We start from the raw sequence: 21,002 nt of genomic DNA, 5'->3' as shown, positions 1-21,002 counted from the left end.
TGGGCCGCTCTGGAGACATCCGAGGGGTCGACGGGTAGTGTTCGCGCACCGCCGTCCGGCGCCGCCGGTTCGCACCGCGTCTCGCAGGGGGTATCACGATGGCTCGCCGACTCCGGGCAGTGGAGCTGGACTTCGCCGAGACGGCGCCGGTCCGGCTCGTCTTCACGGCGCGCGTGACCCGGGCGCCGGCGCCGGTCTACCGGGCGCTCGCCGAGCAGGTGGCGGACTGGCCGACCTGGTTCAAGGCCGTCGCCCTGGCCCGGTCCACGCACGACGGCGCGGGCCGCGAGATCGGGCTGAGGGGTGGGGTCCGGTTCCGGGAGACCGTCGTGGCGGCGGAGCGGGAGCGGTGCTACGCGTACCGGGTGGACGAGACCAACGTCCCCGGCGTACGGGCGCTGTTGGAGGAGTGGCGACTGAGCCCGTCCGGCAGCGGTACGCGCATCCAGTGGACCTTCGCGGCGGACGGGCCGGCCCCGTTCCGCTTCGCCCTCGCCGCCGCACGCCCCGGGCTGGGGCGCTCGTTCCGCTCGGCGGTGGGCGCGCTCGACGCCCGGCTGAGCGCCGGGCGGTGAGCGTGCGGCGGCGGGTCAGGCCGAGGGCTCCTGCCAGGCCCCCGTCGTCAGCAGCGTCTCGATGGTCTTCGTGTACGGGGCGATGTCCAACTTCTGCGCCGCCAGCCAGTCGTCCGAGTAGTACTTGTCGAGGTAGCGGTCGCCCGGGTCGCACAACAGGGTCACCACGCTGCCCGTACGGCCCTGCGCCACCATCTCGGCGACGATCTTGAGCGCGCTCCACAGGCCGGTGCCGGTCGAGCCGCCCGCCTTGCGTCCGATGGCCTGCTCCAGCGCCCGGCAGGCGGCGACGCTCGCCGCGTCCGGCACCTTCATCATCCGGTCGATGGCGCCCGGCACGAAGCTCGGTTCCATGCGGGGACGGCCGATGCCCTCGATGCGCGAGCCGCAATCGCTGCTCGCGTTCGGGTCACCCTGGGTCCAGCCGTCGAAGAAGCAGGAGTTCTCCGGGTCGGGCACGCAGATCCGGGTGTCGTGCTGCATGTAGTGGACATAGCGCGCGATCGTCGCGGAGGTGCCGCCGGTTCCGGCCGTCGCCACGATCCAGGTGGGTTCGGGGTAACGCTCCAAACGCAGCTGCTGGTAGATGGATTCCGCGATGTTGTTGTTGCCGCGCCAGTCCGTGGCCCGCTCCGCGTAGGTGAACTGGTCCATGTAGTGGCCGCCGGTACGGGCCGCCAACTCCGCGGACTCCTCGTACATCTTCATCGAGTCGTCCACGAAGTGGCAGGTGCCGCCGTGGAATTCGATGAGGCGGCACTTCTCCGGGCTGGTCGTGCGCGGCATGACGGCGACGAACGGGACGCCGATCAGCTTGGCGAAGTACGCCTCGGAGACGGCGGTCGAGCCGGAGGAGGCCTCGATGACCGGGCGCCCGGGACGGATCCAGCCGTTGCACAGGGCGTACAGGAACAGCGAGCGGGCCAGGCGGTGCTTGAGGGAGCCGGTCGGGTGCGTCGACTCGTCCTTCAGGTACAGGTCGATGCCCCACCGCTCGGGGAGCGGGAAGCGCAGCAGATGGGTGTCGGCGGACCGGTTGGCGTCGGCTTGGACCTTGCGCACGGCCTCGTTCAGCCAGGCCCGGTAGTCCGCGTCGCTGCGGTCGACGTCGTCGGCCCTCGCGGTGGTGCTGGTCGTGCTCATGCGCCTTGCTCCTTCATCACTTCCATGACCCCCTGCCTTCGCAATGTACCTCCCTCACCTGCGCAAACAGTTCCTTTGGGTCTCCATGCGAATCGCTTTAGGGCGGCGCGCGGACGGCTCGGCGAACGCGCCGCGTACGAGACGCCGGCGGTCTGCGGGCGGCCCGTAAACGACTTTCGGACGGCCCCGACGGCTTTCGGACGGGTGCCGGACGCCCGGCGCAGATCATCACGCCCGTTCGGTTGCACACCGGCGCACCGTGGGTGACCCTGGTGAGGCGTCACAGAGGGTGCAGCACCCGTAACACTCATGTCGGGGAGTCGCAGCCGTGATAAGTCATTCCCGCAGGCACTGCGTCGTCGAACTGCAGGCCCTGCCCGCGCGGATCGGCCAGATCCGCAGAATCGTTTCCGCGCAATTGCGTCACTGGCAGCTCGACCCCCTCATCGATCGGGCCGCGCTCGGCGTGACGGAGCTGCTCAGCAACGTGCACCGCCACGCTCAGCCGGACAAGGTGTGCCGGGTGGAGATCGAATTCCGCCTCGGTCGGCTCACCGTCTCGGTGCACGACAGCGATCCCCGGCTGCCCGTGGTGCGCGAGTCCGCCGCCCTGGAGACCGGTGGACGCGGTCTCGCGCTCGTCGCGGCCATCAGCGAGGCCTGGGGCGCCCGGCACCAGCCGGACGGGCCGGGCAAGGTCGTGTGGTTCTCCATGCGGGCCGCGCCCGCCACGACGGCGCCGGCCCGCACGGTACGGATCTCCCCCAAGGCGGTACGGGAGCACGTCCCGGCGGAGTTGTACCCGGTGGAACCCGCGCCCGTCGTCACCGCCGTGCCGGTATCGGCCCGGGCCGTCGCCGGACCCGGATAGCCGGACCCGGACAGCCAGGACCCGTAGAGCCCAGACCCGGATAGCCCAGACCCGGAGAGCCCGGGGCCCCGCTCGGTCAGGCGGCCGCGCCCAAGGCCCCCAGCGGGTCGTCCAGCACCGGCTGCCAGGCCAGCTCCGCCGCGCCGACCAGGCTGTTGTGGTCCAGGGTGCACGGCAGGATCGGCACCCCGCCGCTGCGCCCCCACAGGCTCCGGTCCGCGACCACCGCGCGCAGCCGCTCCGGGTCCGCGTAGAGCAGCTCCCGGTGCAGACCCCCCAGGATGATCCGGTCCGGGTTCAGGATGTTCACCAGGCCCGCGAGCCCCAGCCCCAGCCGGTCGATGAGTTCCTCGACGGCCGTCCGTACGGCCGGGTCCGCCGACTCGGCGTGCAACAGGTCGCGCGCCTGCTGGAGCAGCGACACCTCGGGCCCGGGCGTACGCCCCGCCGCCGTCAGGAAGGCCAGCGGGTCCGCTTCCACGTCCAGACAGCCCCGGCTGCCGCAGTGACAGGCCCGACCCTCCGGGTTCACCGTGAGGTGGCCGACCTCCAGGGCGAGACCGGAGCTGCCGCTGTGCAGCCGGCCGTCGAGCACCAACGCCCCGCCGACTCCCCGGTGGCCGGTGGCCACGCACAGCAGGTGCTGCGCGCTGCGACCCGCGCCGTGCCGATGCTCCGCGAGAGCGGCGAGGTTGACGTCGTTGCCGGTGAGGGCGGGACCGTCGATCCCGGCCGCTTTCACCCGTTCGGCGAAGATGGCCCGTACCGGGGAGCCGGCCGGCCAGGCCAGGTGCAGGGGGTTCAGTGCGGTGCCCTCCGGCTCCGCGACCGCCGACGGCACGGCGAGGCCCGCGCCGACGCAGCGCCTGCCGGATTCCGCGAGCAGCGCGGCGCCCGCGTCGACGACCGCGCCGAGGACCTGCGCCGGATCGGCGGAGACGGTGACCTTGCCGGGGGCGGTGGCCACGATCCGGCCGCCGAGGCCGACGAGCGCGGCCCGGAAGCCGTCCGGGTGTACCTGCGCGGCGAGCGCGACCGGGCCGTTCTCCTCCACGGCGAGCCGGTGCGAGGGACGGCCCTGGGTACCGCCGGCGCCACCGGGGCGGGAGTCGACGCGGATCAGGCCGAGTGCCTCCAGTTCGGCGGCCACGGCTCCGGCGGTGGCGCGGGTGACTCCCAGCTCGGCCGTCAGCACCGCCCGGGTCGGCGCCCGGCCGGTGTGTACGAGTTCCAGGGCGGGGCCCAGCGCGCCGCGGCCCCGCTCCAGTTTCGTCCTCGTGGCGGCCGCCGCCCGGTCGGCGGCGGTGGAGGCCGCCGATGAGACCGTGGACACCGTGGACGCGTCCCCCACCCGCCGCGGGGCCCCGTTGCCGTTCATGACAGCGATCCTCGCACGAGCGGGAGGTGCCGGGCGCCGCTCACGGCAGGAGGCCGCCGACCCGCAGTGTGATGTTCAGCCGTCCCGTCAGGCCCAATTCAGGAGGCCCGGTGCCGGGCATGACCTTCGGCACGCCGTGGTACGCGAGCCGGCTCGGTCCACCGAAGACGAACAGATCACCGTTGCGCAGCTCGACGTCGTGGTAGGGGCGGCCGCGCGACGCGGTGTTTCCGAAGCGGAACAGGCAGGAGTCACCGAGGCTGAGCGAGACGACGGGCGCCGCCGACCTCTCGTCGGAGTCCCGGTGCATGCCCATGCGGGAGTCGCCCTCGTAGAAGTTGACGAGGGCGATGTCGTACGCCTCCTCCGGTGGCCGGCCGTAGACGTCGGCGACGGCGGTCCGCCCCAGTTCGGCGAGCCAGGCGGGCATCGGCTTGACCGGAGCGCCGTCGCCGTCGACGGCGACGCGCGCGTATCCGTACGGGTACCAGTGCAGGCCCAGGCACACCTGGCGGGCGGTCATCGTGCCGCCCCCGGGGGTGTGCACGGTGCGCAGGCCCGCCGGCGGCCGTGCCCAAGCGCGGCAGGCGGCGAGCAGCTCGCGCTGCCGGCCGCGGTCCAGCCAGTCGGGCACGTGCACCGCGCCGGGGGCGATCTCGGTCCGCTCGCGCGGGAAGAGTTCCCCTTCCATGTCCCCATTGTGGGGTGACCACTGTCGGTGGTGGCCGGCACACTCCCCTCCATGAAGATCATCGACTTTGTGGACACGCTGGCCCGCGAGGGCGAACTGATGACGCGGGCGGCCGAAGAGGCGGGTACCCACGCCCTGGTGCCCACCTGTCCCGGCTGGCGGGTCACCGACCTGCTGCGACACACGGGGGCGGTACACCGCTGGGCGGCCGGGAACGTCCGGGACCGGGTGACGGAGCCGCGCCCGATACCGGAGGCGCCCGAGCTGACCGGGCCGGAGCTGACGGCGTGGTTCCGGGAGGGGCACGCGGCGCTGGTGCGGACGCTGGGCGAGGCTCCGGCGGACGTCGAGTGCTGGACGTTCATGCCGACGGCGTCGTCGCCGCTGGGCTTCTGGGCCCGTCGTCAGGCGCACGAGACGACGGTCCACCGGTTCGACGCGCAGGCGGCGCTCGGCGTCCCGTTCTCGGCGGTGACACCGGAGTTCGCCGAGGACGGCGTGGACGAGCTGCTGACCGGCTTCCACGCGCGCTCGCGCAGCCGGGTGCGCAGCGAGGAGCCCCGCGTCATACGGGTCCGGGCGACCGACACGGGTGCGGTGTGGACCGTGCACCTGTCGCAGGAACCGCCGCGCACGGTGCGGGGCGACACGCAGGGCCCGGCGGACCTGGACCTGACGGGCGAGGCCGCCTGGCTCTACACGGCCCTGTGGAATCGCCTTCCCCTGACCGGTGACGGCGGTGACGACGACCACCCGCTGGCGCGGCTGTGGAGTGAGACCTCCCCCATCGTCTGACCCTGTATCCGAATCCACCGTCCGACCCCCCGCCGGGGCCGCCCTTCGGGGGCCCGGCACCACTTTCATGACACGCCCCGGCCGAGGGTGGCGGCGAAGGCGGTCTGGCCGGAGGCGGCCCATACGGGTCGCCTGTTCCAGGGGTTGGGCATGGCGGCGCTGGTCGCGTACGCGTAGCCCGCGCCCCGCTCGAAGGCGGTGCGGAGGGTGGAACGCATGGCGGAGGCGTCCGGGACGTCGTGGACGAGGTGCCAGAACGCCGTTCCGTCGGGGTCGAGTTCGGTGCCGGCCCGGTAGCCGCCGGACTCGTCGAACACGTTGCCGCCGAGCCGGCCGGCGGAGGTGTAGGCGGCGTAGGTGTCCTCGAAGGTGACGAAGACGTCGGCGGTGCGGTGGCCGGGTTCCAGGTAGCAGTCCGCGATGGCCGTGCCCGGGTTGTCCACGACCGTGGTGGGCACCGTCGGGTCGAGGGCGTGCATGGTGTCCTCGACGTAACGGCGCAGCCGCTCGTACAGGTCGCGGGTGGCGTTGCCCGGGCCGCAGTCCCGGCTGACGACGTCGAAGAAGATGCCGTCGACGTGCGGGCGACCGTCCGGTGTCTTCAGGTAGTTGTCGACGGAGGCCTTGACCGCGGCCGGATCGCGGTTGCCGTGGTCGGTGTGGACGTAGCCGAGCACCTTGGTCCGCTCGCCCGTCGCCGTGGTGCCGCGGCGCAGGGCGTCGGCGCGGGCTTGCCAGAGGGCGCCGAACGGGGAATCTCCGTTGTCCGGGTTGAGGACGACCATCGAGACGGCCGGGCCGGAGGCGGTCAGGCCCGAGAGCATCGGGTCGTCCGCCCACACGTAGGCGGGGACCGCGATCTCCAGGCCCCGGACCCCCGGGGCCCGGGGCCCGGGCGACACGCCGGGCGCGGGCACGGAGTCGGCCGCGGAGCCGGGCACGGGTTCGGCCGCGGAGTCGGGCACGGGTTCGGCCTGGGGCAGGCGCGCGGAGGCCGATGGCGTCCTGGAACGGTCTCCCGCAGGCATGGTGCGCCCCGACGCCTCACAGGCCGGCGCCGGGGCGGCCAGTAAGAGGACGGTCACAACGGCGTACAGCGCCTTCGCGGCACGGGCGCGGGCCATGTCTGTTCCTCCGACGGCGGCAGGGGTGACCCGAGGAACAGTAGACGCGCGGTGGTGCGCACGAGGCCGAACTCCCAGGCATTCACACGGCGAACAGACGAGCGACGAATCGTTTCCATCAGCCGATCACCCCGCCGGCCGGGGCCGGCGGGATCACGGCGCCGCCGCCTCTCAGCCGCTCGGGTCGACGGGCAGGCCGACTTCGTGCGCCATCCGGTCCGCGGCGTGCGCGAAGAAGGCGGCGCGATCCTCGACGACCCGGTTGAACTGGCCGAACAACTCGAAGGAGACCAGGCCGACGAGCTGCGCCCAAGTTGCGACGAGGGCCACCGTCCCCTCTGGAGGCAGGCCCTCGGCGAAGTCGGCGGTCATCCGCAGGGCCTCGGGGCGCAGCGCCTCGGGCAGCGGGGGCAGCGCCAGGCCTCCGTCGGCGTGGGCGGCCCGCAGGATGCCGATGCAGGTGTTGGCGACGCGGGAGGCGGGACCGACGGTGTCGAGGGGCGCGCTGTATCCGGGAACCGGCGAACCGTAGATCAGGGCGAACTCGTGCGGGTGCTCCAGTCCCCAGGCGCGGACCGCCTCGCAGACCGAGACCCAGCGGGCGCGGGGCGGGACCCCGGCGGTCCGAGCGGTGGCGTCGGCCGTCTCGGCGGCCGCGCCGACGCTGTCGTACGCGTCGATGATCAGCGCGGTGAGGAGTTCGTCCCGGCTGGGGAAGTAGCGGTAGAGGGCCGAGGAGACCATGCCCAGCTCCCGGGCGACGGCGCGCAGCGACAGCTTGGCCGCGCCCTCGGCCGCGAGTTGGCGGCGCGCCTCGTCCTTGATGGCGGCGGTGACCTCGATGCGGGCCCGTTCGCGTACCCCTCGCACGGTGCTCATGCGGATCAGTGTGTCACGCGCGCGGAGCAGTGCTCAAGGAGGAGATCGGCGCTCTCGAAGAAGACTGCCACCCGTTTTAGAGAGCACTGCTCTTGATTTGGTGCGGTGCTCCATGCACACTGATCTCAAGCGAGAGCACCGCTCTCCCATCCGCCCGGAGGGCATCATGACCGCGTCCACGCCCCAGCCGTACTACGCCAAGGGCAGCCGGCTCGGCATCCGCGTCAACGCCCTCTTCGGCAAGCTCGCCCGGCTCGGCATCAGCCTGGCCGGCAGCGCCGAACTGTCGGTGCGCGGCCGCAGCTCCGGCCGGATGCAGCGAATCCCGGTCAACCCGCACACCCACGAGGACTCCCAGTACCTGGTCTCCGTTCGCGGCCATTCCCAGTGGGTCGCCAACATCCGAGCGGCCGGCGGCGGCGAGTTGCGGGTGGGCCGCAAGGTGCGCGCCTTCACCGTCACCGAGATCACCGACCCCGCGCGGAAGGCCGCTGTGCTGCGCACCTACCTGGAGCGGTGGGGGTGGCAGGTGACGCAGTTCTTCCAGGGCGTCACCGCGAAGTCCTCCGACGGCGAGCTGCGAGCCATCGCCGCCGACCACCCGGTCTTCCGCGTCGACGTCTCGCGCTGAGCCCGGGTCCGCTGCGGCGAGCACGACCTTCCACCGTGCGGCGGTCCGGGACAGCCGCTCGGCCTGATGACGGACGCCGGACCACGGCCGTGACGGCTCGCCGTGTTCTCGGGTGCCTTCGTCAACCGGCTCTGCCCGCGCCCGACCGAGGAGGAGACCCCGCTGCCCCGATGTCGCGTCCGTCGCGCACCACCGACATGACCGCCGCGCCACCCCGGCACCCCCGACGCCCTGACATCCGTTCTCGCCCCGTCCACAGCGGCGGCCCGGGCCGTGTGCGATCCCCGCGTCGTGGCGTACTTCCGCTTCCCCGGAGGGCCAGGCGCCGGATAACGCCGCGCCGGCGCCCGACGAAGTCCCCTACACCGGCCACGACACCGACACCGCCCCTCGCACCGGTCTGGCGGGTCTGCCTGGACGAAGGGACGGTGCGGACCCGGGCCACCGGCCCCCGACTCGTCCCCGACGGGTTCCTCGGCGCGAACGGCATCAAGGTGCGGGGCGACGACGCGGTGTGGGTGGCGAACTGCGACCATGGCACGCTGCCGCGCATCCCGATCCGCCCGGACGGGGCTATGGCCCCCCTCCAGACCCGAGGCCGCCGGCTGCCCGGCCTCGACGACTTCGCCTTCTCCCGGTCACGACGGGGCGACGCTCGGCCGCCCTGAACCCGATCAGCGAGCCGACCCCGGTCCGCCCCGACGGCGGGCACACCACCGCGCCGACCGCACAGGACGGACTGTCGAACCCGAGCTCGGTGGCGGTCCGCCACCGGCGGGCCTACGTCCGAAGGCCGCCCACACCACACAGCGCGACCCGAACCTGCTGGTCGCCCGCCTCTCCCAGCCCGGCGACGGGGAGCGACGGCCACGACCACGAGAGCGGCGGCCCGGGGAAGTCGCCGTCCGCACTGAGTCGGTCCGGCATCCAGCGCCGCGGGCACCGCCCGGGCCCATATGGGGGGGCCGGGGCGGAGCCACGCTCCGCCTGGGTCCTCCGGTCCGGGTCCTCTAGCGCCGGCGCGCCTGACGCGCGTCCAGTACGTGCAGGGCCTTGCGGGCCAGCGGGTACGCGCGGACCAAGTCGGCCAGCGTCGTGGACCCCCGGGTGATGCGGGCGAAGGCCATCCAGGCCGGGCGCAGCCCGGTGATCGCCGCGTGCAGCAGCCCCGGCTTCGCCTCGAACAGCGCCAGCATGCGCTTGCCGACGCCCATCTCCACGCCCAGCCCCGCCTTGACGGCGAAGGCGTAGTTCAGGGCCTGGCGACGGGCGTCCACCGCGTCCTGCGCCTCGGAGATCTTCACGGCCCACTCGCCCGCGAGCCGCCCCGAGCGCAGTGCGAAGGAGATGCCCTCACGCGTCCACGGCTCCAGCAGCCCGGCCGCGTCCCCCGCCACCAGCACCCGGCCGCGCGAGAGCGGCGACTCGGGCGTGCGGCAGCGGGTGAGGTGCCCGGAGGAGATGGACGGCTCGAAGCCCGCCAGCCCCAGGCGGGCGATGAAGTCCTCCAGGTAGCGCTTGGTGGCCGCCCCCTCGCCCTTCGCCGAGATCACCCCCACCGTGAGGGTGTCGCCCTTGGGGAAGACCCAGCCGTAACTGCCGGGCAGGGGACCCCAGTCGATGAGCACCCGTCCCTTCCAGTCCTCGGCGACGGTCTCCGGGACGGGGATCTCCGCCTCCAGGCCGAGGTCGACCTGCTCCATCTCGACGCCCACATGGGCGCCGATCCGGCCTGCGCTGCCGTCGGCGCCGACCACGGCCCGGCCCAGTACCGTCTCGCCGTCCGCGAGGACCACGGCCACCGTGCGCCGGTCGGGCACCGCGGCCCCGTGCTGCTCGACTCGGCTCACTGCCGTTCCGGTACGGACGGTCGCGCCGGCCTTCTCCGCCTCCGCGACCAGCGCCGCGTCGAACTCGGCCCGGTTGACCATCCCGAACAGCATGCCCCGCGAGCGCCGGGTCCGGGTCAGCCGCCCGTTCATCGAGAAGGTCACCGCGTTGATCCGGTCCTTGAAGGGCAGGACGAAGCCCGGCGGCAAGGCGTCCCGCGAGGGGCCGATGATGCCGCCGCCGCAGGTCTTGTACCGGGGCAGTTCGGCCTTCTCCAGCAGCAGGACGCGCCGCCCGGCGACGGCCGCCGCGTGGGCCGCCGAGGCCCCGGCCGGTCCGGCCCCGACCACGACCACGTCCCACACCTCGCCGGGCGCCCCGGCGCTCTCCTCTTCGGCCCGTCCGGCGGCGTTCTGCTCCGCGCTCGTGCCCTGTACGTCGTCGTCGCTGCTCACGATGTGCTGCTGCTCCTGATCAGGCTGGTCCTCGGATGCCGGGGAAATCCTACGGCGGGAGATCGTCTCGCCCCGCTGTGCGAGGATCGATGCTGTCTTTCGCCGTACCCCCTACGCGCACCACGCGGATGCGGGAGGCGTACACGTACACCAACGTCGCACCCAAGAGGAGCGTGCCCATGTCGCCGATTCCGGTCGCCGAGACCATCGCCTCGCTTATGCCCCGTGCCAGGCAGGAGCTGGCCGAGTTGGTGGCCTTCCGGTCGGTGGCCGACTTCTCGCAGTTCCCCAGGAGCGAGAGCGAGGCCGCCGCGAACTGGGTGGCGGACGCCCTGCGCGCCGAGGGATTCCAGGACGTGGCCCTGCTCGACACCCCGGACGGTACGCAGTCGGTGTACGGGTACCTGCCCGGCCCCGAGGGCGCTCCGACCGTGCTCCTCTACGCCCACTACGACGTGCAACCGCCGCTGGACGACGCCGCCTGGATCTCCCCCGCCTTCGAGCTGACCGAGCGCGACGGCCGCTGGTACGGGCGCGGCGCCGCCGACTGCAAGGGCGGCTTCATCATGCACCTGCTGGCGCTGCGGGCCCTCAAGGCCGACGGCGGTGTGCCGGTCGGCGTGAAGGTGATCGTCGAGGGTTCGGAGGAGCAGGGCACCGGAGGCCTCCAGCAGTACGCCGAGGCGCACCCGGAGCTGTTGGCCGCCGACACCATCGTCATCGGCGACGCGGGCAACTTCCGCCTGGGCCTGCCGACGGTGACGGCCACGTTGCGCGGTATGACCCTGGTCAAGGTCAAGATCGACACCCTGGCCGGGAACCTGCACTCCGGCATGTTCGGCGGGGTCGCCCCCGACGCGCTGGCCGCGCTGATCCGCGTACTGGACTCGCTGCGGGCTGCGGACGGTTCCACGACGGTGGACGGCCTGGCCTCGGACGCCGTCTGGGACGGCCTCCAGTACCCGGAGGCGGACTTCCGAGCCGACGCCAAGGTCCTGGAGGGCGTGGGCCTCATCGGCGAGGGCACGATCGCGGACCGGCTGTGGGCCCGCCCGGCCGTCACCGTCCTCGGCATCGACTGCCCGTCGGTGGTCGGGGCCACGCCGTCGGTGCACGCGAGCGCGGGCGCGCTGATCAGCCTGCGCGTGCCGCCGGGCGTCGACACGGCGGAGGCCATCAAGCTGCTTCAGGCGCACCTGGTGGCGCACACCCCGTGGCAGGCCCGGCTGGAGCTGGAGGTCGTGGGCCAGGGGCAGCCGTTCCAGGCCGACACGAGCAGCCCCGCGTACGCGTCGATGGCGGCGGCCATGGAAGTCGCCTACCCGGGCCAGGAGATGCAGGTCAGCGGGATGGGCGGATCGATCCCGCTGTGCAACACGCTGACGTCGCTGTACCCGGACGCGGAGATGCTGCTGATCGGTCTGAGCGAGCCCGAGGCGCAGATCCACGCGGTGAACGAGAGCGTGTCGCCGCAGGAGTTGGAGCGCCTCGCCGTCGCGGAGGCGCTGTTCCTGGTGAACTACGCCCGGTCCAAGCGCGCCTGACCCACCGCGCGACCACGTCCGGTCCAAGCGCGCCTGACCCGCCGCGCGCTGTTCGGGCCACGACGTGCCCTACCCCGCGCGAGGCCCGGTCTGCGCCACGGGTGAACTCCGCTCCCGGTGAACCTTTCACCGGGAGCGGCGGTTACCCGGCTACGTTCGGCCCATGACCGAACTCGAACTGGTGGAGGTCCTCCCCCACCGCCTCCACATGCTGCGCTTCCCCATCGGCCAGGCGTACCTGTGGTGCGACGGCGAGGCCCTGACGCTGGTCGACGCCGGGCACGCGGGGGCCGCCGACGGGATCGAGGGGGCCATCCGTTCGTTGGGGCTGCGCCCGGAACGGCTGGAGCGGATCGTCTTGACCCACTGCCACCGCGACCACGTGGGAGCGGCGGGCGAACTCGCCGCCCGGTGGGGTGCGCGGATCGTGGCGCACCGCTTGGACGCCCCCGTGATCCGGGGCGAGAAGCCGGTCCCCGAGCCGGTGCTCCTGGACTGGGAACTCCCGCTGTACGCCCACGGCCTGACCGTCCCGGAGGCGCCGCCCACCCGGGTGGACCAGGAGGTGGAGGACGGCGAGCGGCTGCCGTTCGGGGACGGCGCGGTGATCGTGCACGCCCCGGGGCACACGCCGGGCAGCGTCGCCGTGCACCTGCCGGAGCACGGCGTGCTGTTCACCGGAGACCTCGTCGCGGGGGTCGGCCGGGTCATGCCCGGCGTGTTCAACGTGGACCGCGACCAGGCCCTCGCCTCTTTCCGCCGCCTGGCCGATCTGGCCCCGTCGGTGGCCTGCTTCGGCCACGGCGACCCGCTGACCACCGCTGCGGCCGACACCCTCCGGTCAGCCGCCGCCACCGCCTGACCGAGCCCGGCGGGGGGACGGGTGGGACCGGCGGAGCCCGGCGTGGCTACGGGACCGGCCGGCCCGACTCCAAGTAGAGCGGGCGGCCGCGTTCGCGGGCGCGCAGGGCCCAGCGGAGGCGCTCGAAGCGGACCGGCGGCAGCATGCCGGCGGCCTCCGTCTCGGTCGCGAACCGCCACGCCCTCAGCTCCGGCCCCGGCAGCCGCAACCGCGCGATCTCCCGCTCCCCCAGCCGCCCCCCGTCGAACAGCAGCCGCAGCCCCCCGTAGGCCGGGGACACCGGCGGCTCCCAGTCCACCACCAGCAGCTCCGGCAACCGCTCCAGCGCCAGGCCCAGTTCCTCCGCGACCTCCCGCGTTCCGGCGCGGGCCGGGGCCTCGCCCGCCTCCACGACGCCCCCCGGGAACTCCCACCCCGGTTTGTACGTCGGATCGACGAGGAGCACCCGGCCCTGGTCGTCGAACAACAACACCCCCGACGCCACCGTCTCCCGCGTCGGCTCCGGCGTCTGGACGATCTCGCACACCGGCGCCGCCCCTGTCCGTACGTCGTCCGCGATGCGCTCCGCGGTCTCCCGGGGGGTCAGCCGCCCGTTGTCGATGACGTGGGCGTCGGCCGTAAGCCAGCCCAACGCCTGCCGGTAGGCGGGGATGTGGTCGTACGCCCACTGCCTGACCCGGACGTCGACCTCCTGCGACTCCCCCGGTTCCTCCCGGGTCGCCATCCGTTGGCGAAGAATCGTTTCCGCAGGAGCCAGCAGCACATGCCGCACCGGTATCCGCCGGGCCGCGAGACCGCCGAAGATCTCGTCGCGATACTCCTGGCGCAGCAGCGTCATCGGCACCACCAGCACCCCGCCCAGCTCCGCCAGCATCGCCGCCGCCGTCTCCACGACGAGCCGACGCCAACTCGGCAGGTCCTGGTAGTCGTCGACTTCCGCGAGCCGCTTGCGCGGCAGCAGCACCCGCAGCGCGTCCCCGACGGACTCCGGGTCGAACACGGTGCTGTCCGGCAGGAGTCCGGCCAGTTCGCGGGCCGTGCTGGTCTTCCCGGCGCCGAAGGTGCCGTTGATCCAGACAATCACGTCTACCCCTCTCCGATGGCTCGCCTCGAAGCCCCCAGTGGCTTGCCCGCCTCACCCTGCCACGGAAACCCGCTCCCCGACGCAGTGCTTATCCTCAAGGTCAGAGCTTGTCCCGCGGGCCCTGTCCGCGGCCCCGCCCGTGCCCCGCCCGACCGTTCCGCCGGAGGTCCCGTGCCCCACACCCGCCGCCCCGCCGTGCACCGTTACGGCAACCGACCGACCATGAAGGACGTGGCCGCCCAGGCGGGCGTGGGCCTCAAGACGGTCTCGCGGGTGGTCAACGGCGAGCCGGGCGTCACGCCCGACACCGAGCGGCGGGTTCAAGAGGCCATCGACGCCCTGGGGTTCCGCCGCAACGACAGCGCGCGCGTGCTGCGCAAGGGCCGCACCGCCACCGTGGGCCTGGTCCTGGAGGACCTCGCCGACCCCTTCTACGGGCCGCTGAACCGGGCCGTGGAGGAAGTGGCCCGCGCCCACGGCGCGCTGCTCGTCAACGGTTCAAGCGCCGAAGACCCCGACCGGGAGCGGGAGTTGGCCCTCGCCCTGTGCGCCCGCCGGGTGGACGGGCTGATCGTGATTCCGGCCGGGGACGACCACCGCTACCTGGAGCCGGAGATCCGGGCGGGCGTGGCCACCGTGTTCGTGGACCGCCCGGCGGGCCGGATCGACGCGGACGTGGTCCTGTCGGACAACTTCGGCGGTGCCCGGGACGGCGTGGCGCACCTGATAGCCGCGGGGCACCGCCGGATCGGCTTCATCGGCGACCACCCCCGCATCCACACGGCGACGGAGCGCCTGCGGGGCTACCGCGCGGCCATGGCCGCCGCCGGTCTGCCGGTGGACGAGTCCTGGGTGGCCCTGGGCCGCACCGCCCCCGCCCCGGTCACGGCCGCCGCCCGCCTGATGTTGACGGACCGGGAGCCGGTCACCGCCCTGTTCGCGGGCAACAACCGGGTGACGGTCACGGTGGTACGGGTCCTGACCGCCGAACCGCGTCCCGTCGCCCTCGTCGGCTTCGACGACTTCGAGCTGGCCGACCTGCTGCGCCCCGGCGTGACGGTGGTCGCCCAGGACGCGGCGGCCCTGGGGCGGGTCGCGACGGACCGCCTCTTCCAGCGTCTGGGGGGCGCGGACCTCCCGCCGGCGCGCATCGAGCTCCCCACCCGTCTGGTCCGGCGCGGCTCGGGCGAACTGCCCCCGGCGGTCTGAAACCGCCGGGGCTTCCAGGCCGGCGCCTCGGCTCAGCCGGTCGACTTGAGCGTCGCGGAGCGGCGCGGGATCGCGAAGGCGTCGAGCTCGGCGCGGGTGAGCCCGGTCAGGGCCGTGACCTCCTCGGTGCCGACGGCTCCGCAGTCGAGGCCGCGGACCAGATAGCCGGCCAGGGCCTTGGCGGTGGCGGGCTCGTCCATGACGTCGCCCTCGATCTTGGCGACGTACGCCTTCAGGCGGGCGGCCGCCGCTTCGAGGCCCTCGCGGTAGAAGGTGTAGACGGCCGCGTAGCGGGTCGGCAGGTGGCCCGGGTGCATGTCCCAGCCCTGGTAGTAGGCCCGGGCCAGGGCGCGCCGGGTCAGCCCGTAGTGCAGCTTCCAGGCCTCGTGGACGTGCTCGGTGGTACCGATCGGCAGGACGTTCGTCGAGCCGTCGGAGACCCGTACGCCCGTTCCCGCGGCGGCGACCTGCATGATCGCCTTGGCGTGGTCGGCGGCGGGGTGGTCGCTCGACTGGTAGGCGGCGGATACGCCGACGCAGGCGCTGTAGTCGAAGGTGCCGTAGTGCAGGCCGGTGGCGCGGCCCCTGGCGGCCTCGATCATCCGGGCCACCGTGGCGGTGCCGTCGGAGGCGAGGATCGACTGGCTGGTCTCGATCTGGATCTCGAAGCCGATCCGGCCCGGACGCAGTCCGCGGGTGCACTCGAAGGCTTCCAGCAGTTCGACGAAGGCGGAGACCTGCTCGGCGTAGGTGACCTTCGGGAGGGTCAGGACCAGGCCCTCGGGCAGGTCGCCGCGCTCCAGGAGCCCGGACAGGAACACGTCCGTGGTGCGGATGCCCCGGTCGCGGACGTTGGACTCCATGCACTTCATGCGGATGCCCATGTACGGGGCGTTGGTGCCGTTGGCGAAGGCTTCGGACACGAGGCGGGCGGCGCGGGCGGCGGCCTGGTCCTCCTCCTCGTCGGAGCGCACGCCGAAGCCGTCCTCGAAGTCGACGCGGAGGTCCTCGATGGGTTCGGAGGCGAGCTTGGCGCGTACGCGCTCGTAGACGGGCACGGCCAGTTCGTCGGAGATGCCGAGCACCTTGGCGAAGGTGGCGGCCTCCGGGGCGTGCTCGTCGAGGGCGGCGAGGGCCTGGTCGCCCCAGGAGCGGATCGTGTCAGCGGCGAAGACGTCACCGGGCACGTAGACGGTGTGGATGGGCTGACGGGTCCCGGGGTCGCCCGGGTAGTGCCGCGCGAGTTCCGCGTCCACCGGGGCGAGGGAGGCGCTGATGCCCTCGCTGACCGCGCCTGCGAGGCTCGTCGCCACCTTCTCCTGCTGACCCATCGTGCACTCTCCTATTTTCCGCTTTACGGAAGCTTAGATCCGCATAGCAGAATTTAGCCATGGGGTTCCGCTCAGTCAATGGTCCCTCCGCCGCTGTGGGCAAACGAGTCGGGGCCGTGCGGTGAGAAACACCACACGGCCCCGAACACGTTCGGCGAAGAGGAGAAGCGCAGGTCAGCCCTTGCGCGCCTGGATCTCCTGGGTCAGCTGCGGGACGACCGTGAAGAGGTCGCCGACCACGCCGTAGTCGACCAGGTCGAAGATCGGGGCCTCGGCGTCCTTGTTGATGGCCACGATGGTCTTCGAGGTCTGCATGCCGGCCCGGTGCTGGATCGCGCCCGAGATGCCGGAGGCGATGTACAGCTGCGGGGAAACCGACTTGCCGGTCTGGCCGACCTGGTTGGTGTGCGGGTACCAGCCGGCGTCGACGGCGGCGCGCGAGGCGCCGACCGCCGCACCGAGGGAGTCCGCGAGGTCCTCGATGAGGTGGAAGTTCTCGGCGCCGTTGACGCCACGGCCACCCGAGACCACGATCGCGGCCTCGGTCAGCTCCGGGCGGCCGGTGGACTCGCGCGGGGTGCGGGAGACGACCTTGGTACCGGTGGCCAGGGCGCCGAAGGTGACGGCGAGCGCCTCGACGGCACCGGCGGCCGGGGCGGCCTCGACCGGAGCCGAGTTCGGCTTGACGGTGATGACCGGGGTGCCCTTGGAGACGCGGGACTTGGTGGTGAAGGACGCGGCGAACGCGGACTGCGTCGCGACCGGACCCTCGTCACCCGCCTCCAGGTCGATGGCGTCGGTGATGATGCCGGAGCCGATGCGGACCGCGAGGCGCGCCGCGATCTCCTTGCCCTCGGCGGAGGACGGGACGAGCACGGCGGCCGGGGACACGGCCTCGTACGCGGCCTGGAGCGCGTCCACCTTCGGTACGACGAGGTACTCGGCGAACTCGGGGGCGTCGGCGGTGAGGACCTTGACGGCGCCGTGCTCGGCGAGCGCGGCGGCGGTGTTCTCGGCACCGGCGCCGAGGGCGACCGCGACGGGCTCGCCGATGCGGCGGGCCAGGGTCAGCAGTTCGAGGGTGGGCTTGCGGACGGCGCCGTCCACGTGGTCGACGTAGACGAGGACTTCAGCCATGGGAGTGCTCCTGCGAATGCGAAGTAGTCAGGGGGCGATCGAGAGGGTGTCGGCCGAAGCTCTCGGGTGAGCTTGCGACCGGCCAGGCTGCGGCCTTAGATGAACTTCTGGCCGGCCAGGAACTCGGCCAGCTGCTTGCCGCCCTCGCCCTCGTCCTTGACGATCGTGCCGGCGGTGCGGGCCGGTCGCTGCGCGGCGGAGTCGACCGCGGTCCAGGAGCCCTCCAGGCCGACCTCGTCGGCCTCGATCTCCAGCTCCTCCAGGTCCCAGGACTCCACCGGCTTCTTCTTGGCCGCCATGATGCCCTTGAAGGACGGGTAGCGGGCCTCGCCCGACTGGTCGGTCACCGAGACGAGCGCCGGCAGGGACGCCTGGAGCTGCTCGCTCGCGGTGTCGCCGTCGCGGCGGCCGGTCACGGTGCCGTCCTCGACCTTGACCTCGGAGAGGAGGGTGACCTGCGGGACGCCCAGACGCTCGGCGAGGATCGCGGGCAGCACGCCCATGGTGCCGTCGGTGGAGGCCATGCCGGTGATGACCAGGTCGTAGCCGGCCTTCTCGATGGCCTTGGCCAGCACGAGCGAGGTGCCCATGACGTCGGAGCCGTGGAGGTCGTCGTCCTCGACGTGGATGGCCTTGTCGGCGCCCATGGAGAGCGCCTTGCGCAGCGCGTCCTTGGCGTCCTCGGGACCGACGGTCAGGACGGTGATCTCCGCCTCGTCCGCCTCGTCGGCGATCTGGAGCGCCTGCTCGACCGCGTACTCGTCGAGTTCCGACAGCAGACCGTCGACGTCGTCGCGGTCGACGGTCAGGTCATCGGCGAAGTGCCGGTCGCCGGTGGCGTCGGGTACGTACTTCACACAGACAACGATCCTCAGGCTCACGCCGACTCTCCTACCGCATCGTCTTTTTCTGATACCGCCTTGTGCAGGCAGCATAGGCGCCTTGTCGGGCGGATCCCGATCGGGGCGACCCGCGCCCCGACGGGAATGTTACTCGTCAGTACACAGTGGGTCTTCCCCGGTGGCAAGGTCGTCGAACTGTGATCTGGCCAACGCCACCCGAACCCACCCCAGCAGGGACGATTCAGTCCCGCAACGCGTTGAAGCGCCCCTGGTGGTAGAGGAGCGGACGGCCTCCGCCGCCGGGGTGCACCGAGGGGTCGCCGGACACCAGCTCGGCGATGATCACCCGGTGGGCGCCGGCGGGCACCCGGGCCACCACCCGGCACACCAGCCACGCCAACACCCCGGACAGGACCGGCACCCCGTTCGGGCCCTCGGCCCAGTCGGTGTCCGGCCCGAAGCGGTCCGCGCCGCTGCGTGCGAACAGGTCCGCCAGCTCCCGCTGCTGCTCGGCGAGTATGTGCACGCCGAGGTGGTCGCAGTCGCGTATCGCGGGCCAGCTGGAGGAGCCGGTGCCGATCGTGAAGGAGAGCATCGGCGGGTCGGCGGAGACGGAGTTCAGGGACGTCGCGGTGAACCCCACCGGGGCACCGCCGCTCGTGGTGGCGGTGATGACCGCGACTCCCGCGGCGTGCTGGCGGAAGACCGAGCGCAGGAGGTCGGGCGATCCGGTCGTACCGGTGACGAAACGGGGGGACGGAGCCGTCGGGGCCGTCATGAGGGGCTTCCTTCTGCCGCGCGGGGCGCGGGCACGGTCGGGGATCGGGGGTCGGGGGCGTTCAGTGATCCCAACAGCGCGCGCTCGCGTAGCGGACGAGGTCCACGTCGACCCGTCCGTAAAGCAGGAGTTCATACCTCATGCCGTCAGCCTGGCGATCTCTCGTGTACACAGTCAAGCCGCACCGGCCAGATGTCGGGCGCGTCACGCCGTGTACGGGCGCGCGCACCGGCGCGTACGGACCCCGCCGCCCGCACCGCCCTCATGCGGCGGCTCGTCATACGACGGCTCCCAGGGCGGCGATCACGTCGGCCTTCCGGGGCATCCCGGCAGCCCGTCGGACGATCCGCCCGCTCGCGTCCAGCACCAGCACGGTGGGCGTCTTCTCGATGCCGAGGGCGCGTACGAGTGCCAGGTTCAGCTCGGCGTCCACTTCCACGTGCGCGACGCCGTCCACCATGGAGGCGACATCGGCCAGGATCCGCCGGGTCGCCGCGCAGGGCCGGCAAAACGCGCTGGAGAACTGGACCAAAGTGGCCCGCTCCCCCGGTTCCGCGCCCAGTTCGGCCGCGCCCAGTCGTGCTCCGTCCCCGTGCCCGCGCACCCCGACTCCCTTCCGTACCGCTGCTGCCGCTCCGGTCGTACGCTGATCCGAGCGCCCCGTGGGTGCGCCGCATTCCCGGCGTGACGAGAATCTCCCCGGGCACACGCGTCAGGACTGGCTCATCGGCCGGTACGTGGGGCACCATCCCATGGTCGCGTACCTACGCTTCCGTAACTTCCAGCCGGGAGCACCTCCCCAGGCAGAAAGAGGGGTCTCCCCAGCATGGCTGAACTCGTCTACCCTCCCGTCATCGGCGCAGCGCACACGCTCTTCCGCGCGCTGGACATCCGTATCGACATGAAGGGGACGGAGAACATCCCGCGCAAGGGCGGGGCGGTCCTCGTGTCCAACCACATCGGCTACCTCGACTTCATCTTCGCCGGTCTGGCCGCCCGCCCGCAGAAGCGGCTGGTGCGGTTCATGGCGAAGGAGTCGGTGTTCCGGCACAAGGTGTCCGGCCCGCTGATGCGCGCGATGAAGCACATCCCGGTGGACCGCGCCCAAGGTGAGACGGCGTACCAGCACGCGCTGGACTCCCTGCGCTCCGGTGAGATCATCGGGGTGTTCCCCGAGGCGACCATCTCCCAGTCCTTCACGCTCAAGAGCTTCAAGTCGGGCGCGGCCCGGATGGCGCAGGAGGCCGGGGTCCCGCTGATCCCCGTCGCCCTGTGGGGCACCCAGCGGCTGTGGACCAAGGGCCGCCCCAAGGACCTCAAGCGCAGCCACATCCCGGTGACGATGCGGGTGGGCGAGCCGCTGGAGGCGCCGACCGACCAGTACGCCGGGGCCATCACGCGGCGCCTGCGCGAGCGGGTGCAGGAACTGCTGGACGCCGCCCAGCGCGCGTACCCGGCCAAGCCGAAGGGCCCCGAGGACTCCTGGTGGCTGCCGGCGCACCTCGGCGGCACCGCCCCGACCCCGGCCCAGGTCAAGGAAGCGGGCTGAGCGCTCCGGCCGGCCGGAGCGCGATCCCCTCGGTGTACACCCGCACGTCGTAGCGCCCCAAGCGGGCTCTACGGTACGGAGGTTCGGGCGGTACCCCGGGGCGGCGCTCACCGCGCGGTTCGCCTCCGAGGGCACGGGGATGGCCGTGGTACCGCCGGCCCTGGAGCGGACGGGGAGCGCCCGCGGACGGGACGTTCGTGCCGACCGCCTGGCCGGCGCCGCACGTCCTGCCCCCCCGCTCGCCGGCCCCCACTCTTCCACGCGGGCGCGTCGGCCGGGTTCACGGCCGCCCTG

At 72.8% G+C, this 21,002-nt stretch carries 21 protein-coding genes; 9 read left to right on the top strand and 12 right to left on the bottom strand.

Annotated features, from left to right (window positions below; translation table 11 throughout):
- Window positions 1–98: 98 nt before the first annotated feature.
- Window positions 99–575 carry an SRPBCC family protein gene (locus ACV7NM_RS27850; protein ID WP_463412844.1) on the top strand — a complete coding sequence of 159 codons (477 nt, stop codon included), beginning with the start codon at window positions 99–101 and terminating at the stop codon, window positions 573–575.
- 15 nt (window positions 576–590) lie between these two features.
- Here the strand turns inward: ACV7NM_RS27850 and cds1 are convergent, their stop codons facing one another.
- Window positions 591–1,718 carry an L-cysteine desulfhydrase Cds1 gene (gene cds1 / locus ACV7NM_RS27845; RefSeq protein WP_463412843.1) on the bottom strand — a complete coding sequence of 376 codons (1,128 nt, stop codon included), beginning with the start codon at window positions 1,716–1,718 and terminating at the stop codon, window positions 591–593.
- A gap of 328 nt (window positions 1,719–2,046) precedes the next feature.
- On the opposite strand from cds1, the gene ACV7NM_RS27840 reads away from it, so the two are divergent.
- Window positions 2,047–2,589: an ATP-binding protein gene (locus ACV7NM_RS27840; RefSeq protein ID WP_463412842.1), complete on the top strand. Its 543-nt coding sequence runs from the start codon at window positions 2,047–2,049 to the stop codon at window positions 2,587–2,589.
- 76 nt (window positions 2,590–2,665) lie between these two features.
- Here the strand turns inward: ACV7NM_RS27840 and ACV7NM_RS27835 are convergent, their stop codons facing one another.
- Complete coding sequence (locus ACV7NM_RS27835) at window positions 2,666–3,967, bottom strand: ROK family protein (RefSeq protein ID WP_463412841.1); 1,302 nt, start codon at window positions 3,965–3,967, stop codon at window positions 2,666–2,668.
- Between the two features lie 40 nt (window positions 3,968–4,007).
- Window positions 4,008–4,658 (bottom strand): alpha-ketoglutarate-dependent dioxygenase AlkB family protein, encoded by a 651-nt coding sequence (locus ACV7NM_RS27830; protein ID WP_463412840.1) that lies wholly within the window; start codon window positions 4,656–4,658, stop codon window positions 4,008–4,010.
- A gap of 51 nt (window positions 4,659–4,709) precedes the next feature.
- Here ACV7NM_RS27830 and ACV7NM_RS27825 point away from each other — a divergent pair, with 51 nt between their 5' ends.
- On the top strand, window positions 4,710–5,453 hold the full coding sequence (locus ACV7NM_RS27825; protein ID WP_463412839.1) for a maleylpyruvate isomerase family mycothiol-dependent enzyme: 744 nt from the start codon (window positions 4,710–4,712) through the stop codon (window positions 5,451–5,453).
- A gap of 65 nt (window positions 5,454–5,518) precedes the next feature.
- Here the strand turns inward: ACV7NM_RS27825 and ACV7NM_RS27820 are convergent, their stop codons facing one another.
- Together ACV7NM_RS27820 and ACV7NM_RS27815 are read right to left on the bottom strand one after the other, a co-directional pair.
- Window positions 5,519–6,577, bottom strand: coding sequence for a spherulation-specific family 4 protein (locus ACV7NM_RS27820; protein WP_463412838.1), 1,059 nt, complete (start codon window positions 6,575–6,577; stop codon window positions 5,519–5,521).
- A gap of 171 nt (window positions 6,578–6,748) precedes the next feature.
- The gene (locus ACV7NM_RS27815) at window positions 6,749–7,456 is read right to left on the bottom strand and encodes a TetR/AcrR family transcriptional regulator (RefSeq protein ID WP_463412837.1); all 708 of its coding nucleotides are present in this window, start codon (window positions 7,454–7,456) and stop codon (window positions 6,749–6,751) included.
- A gap of 166 nt (window positions 7,457–7,622) precedes the next feature.
- Here ACV7NM_RS27815 and ACV7NM_RS27810 point away from each other — a divergent pair, with 166 nt between their 5' ends.
- Complete coding sequence (locus ACV7NM_RS27810; RefSeq protein WP_463412836.1) at window positions 7,623–8,087, top strand: nitroreductase/quinone reductase family protein; 465 nt, start codon at window positions 7,623–7,625, stop codon at window positions 8,085–8,087.
- A gap of 428 nt (window positions 8,088–8,515) precedes the next feature.
- Window positions 8,516–8,755 (top strand): hypothetical protein, encoded by a 240-nt coding sequence (locus ACV7NM_RS27805; protein WP_463412835.1) that lies wholly within the window; start codon window positions 8,516–8,518, stop codon window positions 8,753–8,755.
- Window positions 8,756–9,097: 342 nt separating this feature from the next.
- On the opposite strand, the gene ACV7NM_RS27800 is transcribed toward ACV7NM_RS27805, so the two are convergent.
- Window positions 9,098–10,372 (bottom strand): geranylgeranyl reductase family protein, encoded by a 1,275-nt coding sequence (locus ACV7NM_RS27800; protein ID WP_463412834.1) that lies wholly within the window; start codon window positions 10,370–10,372, stop codon window positions 9,098–9,100.
- Between the two features lie 179 nt (window positions 10,373–10,551).
- Between ACV7NM_RS27800 and ACV7NM_RS27795 the strand changes: the two genes are divergently transcribed.
- Window positions 10,552–11,916: a M20/M25/M40 family metallo-hydrolase gene (locus ACV7NM_RS27795; RefSeq protein ID WP_463412833.1), complete on the top strand. Its 1,365-nt coding sequence runs from the start codon at window positions 10,552–10,554 to the stop codon at window positions 11,914–11,916.
- Window positions 11,917–12,079: 163 nt separating this feature from the next.
- Window positions 12,080–12,778, top strand: coding sequence for an MBL fold metallo-hydrolase (locus tag ACV7NM_RS27790; protein WP_463412832.1), 699 nt, complete (start codon window positions 12,080–12,082; stop codon window positions 12,776–12,778).
- A gap of 46 nt (window positions 12,779–12,824) precedes the next feature.
- Here the strand turns inward: ACV7NM_RS27790 and ACV7NM_RS27785 are convergent, their stop codons facing one another.
- Entirely contained in the window at window positions 12,825–13,862 is a 1,038-nt protein-coding gene (locus ACV7NM_RS27785; RefSeq protein ID WP_463412831.1) for an NUDIX hydrolase, read from the bottom strand.
- A gap of 171 nt (window positions 13,863–14,033) precedes the next feature.
- On the opposite strand from ACV7NM_RS27785, the gene ACV7NM_RS27780 reads away from it, so the two are divergent.
- Window positions 14,034–15,071, top strand: coding sequence for a LacI family DNA-binding transcriptional regulator (locus ACV7NM_RS27780; RefSeq protein WP_463412830.1), 1,038 nt, complete (start codon window positions 14,034–14,036; stop codon window positions 15,069–15,071).
- 32 nt (window positions 15,072–15,103) lie between these two features.
- Here the strand turns inward: ACV7NM_RS27780 and ACV7NM_RS27775 are convergent, their stop codons facing one another.
- From ACV7NM_RS27775 to ACV7NM_RS27755, 5 genes are all read right to left on the bottom strand, one after another.
- Window positions 15,104–16,402, bottom strand: coding sequence for a DUF6986 family protein (locus ACV7NM_RS27775; RefSeq protein ID WP_463412829.1), 1,299 nt, complete (start codon window positions 16,400–16,402; stop codon window positions 15,104–15,106).
- A 174-nt stretch (window positions 16,403–16,576) separates the two neighbouring features.
- Window positions 16,577–17,539 (bottom strand): electron transfer flavoprotein subunit alpha/FixB family protein, encoded by a 963-nt coding sequence (locus tag ACV7NM_RS27770; RefSeq protein WP_463412828.1) that lies wholly within the window; start codon window positions 17,537–17,539, stop codon window positions 16,577–16,579.
- Between the two features lie 95 nt (window positions 17,540–17,634).
- A complete protein-coding gene (locus ACV7NM_RS27765) occupies window positions 17,635–18,420 on the bottom strand; it encodes an electron transfer flavoprotein subunit beta/FixA family protein (RefSeq protein ID WP_136211381.1) in 786 nt (261 codons plus the stop codon).
- 202 nt (window positions 18,421–18,622) lie between these two features.
- Window positions 18,623–19,159: a flavin reductase family protein gene (locus ACV7NM_RS27760; RefSeq protein WP_463412827.1), complete on the bottom strand. Its 537-nt coding sequence runs from the start codon at window positions 19,157–19,159 to the stop codon at window positions 18,623–18,625.
- Between the two features lie 277 nt (window positions 19,160–19,436).
- Window positions 19,437–19,763 (bottom strand): TlpA family protein disulfide reductase, encoded by a 327-nt coding sequence (locus ACV7NM_RS27755; RefSeq protein WP_463412826.1) that lies wholly within the window; start codon window positions 19,761–19,763, stop codon window positions 19,437–19,439.
- A 222-nt stretch (window positions 19,764–19,985) separates the two neighbouring features.
- Between ACV7NM_RS27755 and ACV7NM_RS27750 the strand changes: the two genes are divergently transcribed.
- Window positions 19,986–20,708 (top strand): lysophospholipid acyltransferase family protein, encoded by a 723-nt coding sequence (locus ACV7NM_RS27750; RefSeq protein ID WP_463412825.1) that lies wholly within the window; start codon window positions 19,986–19,988, stop codon window positions 20,706–20,708.
- Window positions 20,709–21,002 lie beyond the last annotated feature (294 nt).

Source organism: Streptomyces sp. Tek67B01, assembly GCF_055231995.1.
The sequence above is the reverse complement of the archived record's forward strand: the minus strand, read 5'-3'. Positions and strand labels throughout refer to the sequence as shown.

Excerpts from the sequence above, each read along its gene's own strand:
- ACV7NM_RS27850 (WP_463412844.1), top strand. The coding sequence starts at position 99 with ATGGCTCGCCGACTCCGGGCAGTGGAGCTGGACTTCGCCGAGACGGCG.
- cds1 (WP_463412843.1), bottom strand. The coding sequence starts at position 1,718 with ATGAGCACGACCAGCACCACCGCGAGGGCCGACGACGTCGACCGCAGC.
- ACV7NM_RS27835 (WP_463412841.1), bottom strand. The coding sequence starts at position 3,967 with ATGAACGGCAACGGGGCCCCGCGGCGGGTGGGGGACGCGTCCACGGTG.
- ACV7NM_RS27830 (WP_463412840.1), bottom strand. The coding sequence starts at position 4,658 with ATGGAAGGGGAACTCTTCCCGCGCGAGCGGACCGAGATCGCCCCCGGC.
- ACV7NM_RS27825 (WP_463412839.1), top strand. The coding sequence starts at position 4,710 with ATGAAGATCATCGACTTTGTGGACACGCTGGCCCGCGAGGGCGAACTG.
- ACV7NM_RS27820 (WP_463412838.1), bottom strand. The coding sequence starts at position 6,577 with ATGGCCCGCGCCCGTGCCGCGAAGGCGCTGTACGCCGTTGTGACCGTC.
- ACV7NM_RS27815 (WP_463412837.1), bottom strand. The coding sequence starts at position 7,456 with ATGAGCACCGTGCGAGGGGTACGCGAACGGGCCCGCATCGAGGTCACC.
- ACV7NM_RS27810 (WP_463412836.1), top strand. The coding sequence starts at position 7,623 with ATGACCGCGTCCACGCCCCAGCCGTACTACGCCAAGGGCAGCCGGCTC.
- ACV7NM_RS27795 (WP_463412833.1), top strand. The coding sequence starts at position 10,552 with ATGTCGCCGATTCCGGTCGCCGAGACCATCGCCTCGCTTATGCCCCGT.
- ACV7NM_RS27790 (WP_463412832.1), top strand. The coding sequence starts at position 12,080 with ATGACCGAACTCGAACTGGTGGAGGTCCTCCCCCACCGCCTCCACATG.
- ACV7NM_RS27775 (WP_463412829.1), bottom strand. The coding sequence starts at position 16,402 with ATGGGTCAGCAGGAGAAGGTGGCGACGAGCCTCGCAGGCGCGGTCAGC.
- ACV7NM_RS27770 (WP_463412828.1), bottom strand. The coding sequence starts at position 17,539 with ATGGCTGAAGTCCTCGTCTACGTCGACCACGTGGACGGCGCCGTCCGC.
- ACV7NM_RS27760 (WP_463412827.1), bottom strand. The coding sequence starts at position 19,159 with ATGACGGCCCCGACGGCTCCGTCCCCCCGTTTCGTCACCGGTACGACC.
- ACV7NM_RS27750 (WP_463412825.1), top strand. The coding sequence starts at position 19,986 with ATGGCTGAACTCGTCTACCCTCCCGTCATCGGCGCAGCGCACACGCTC.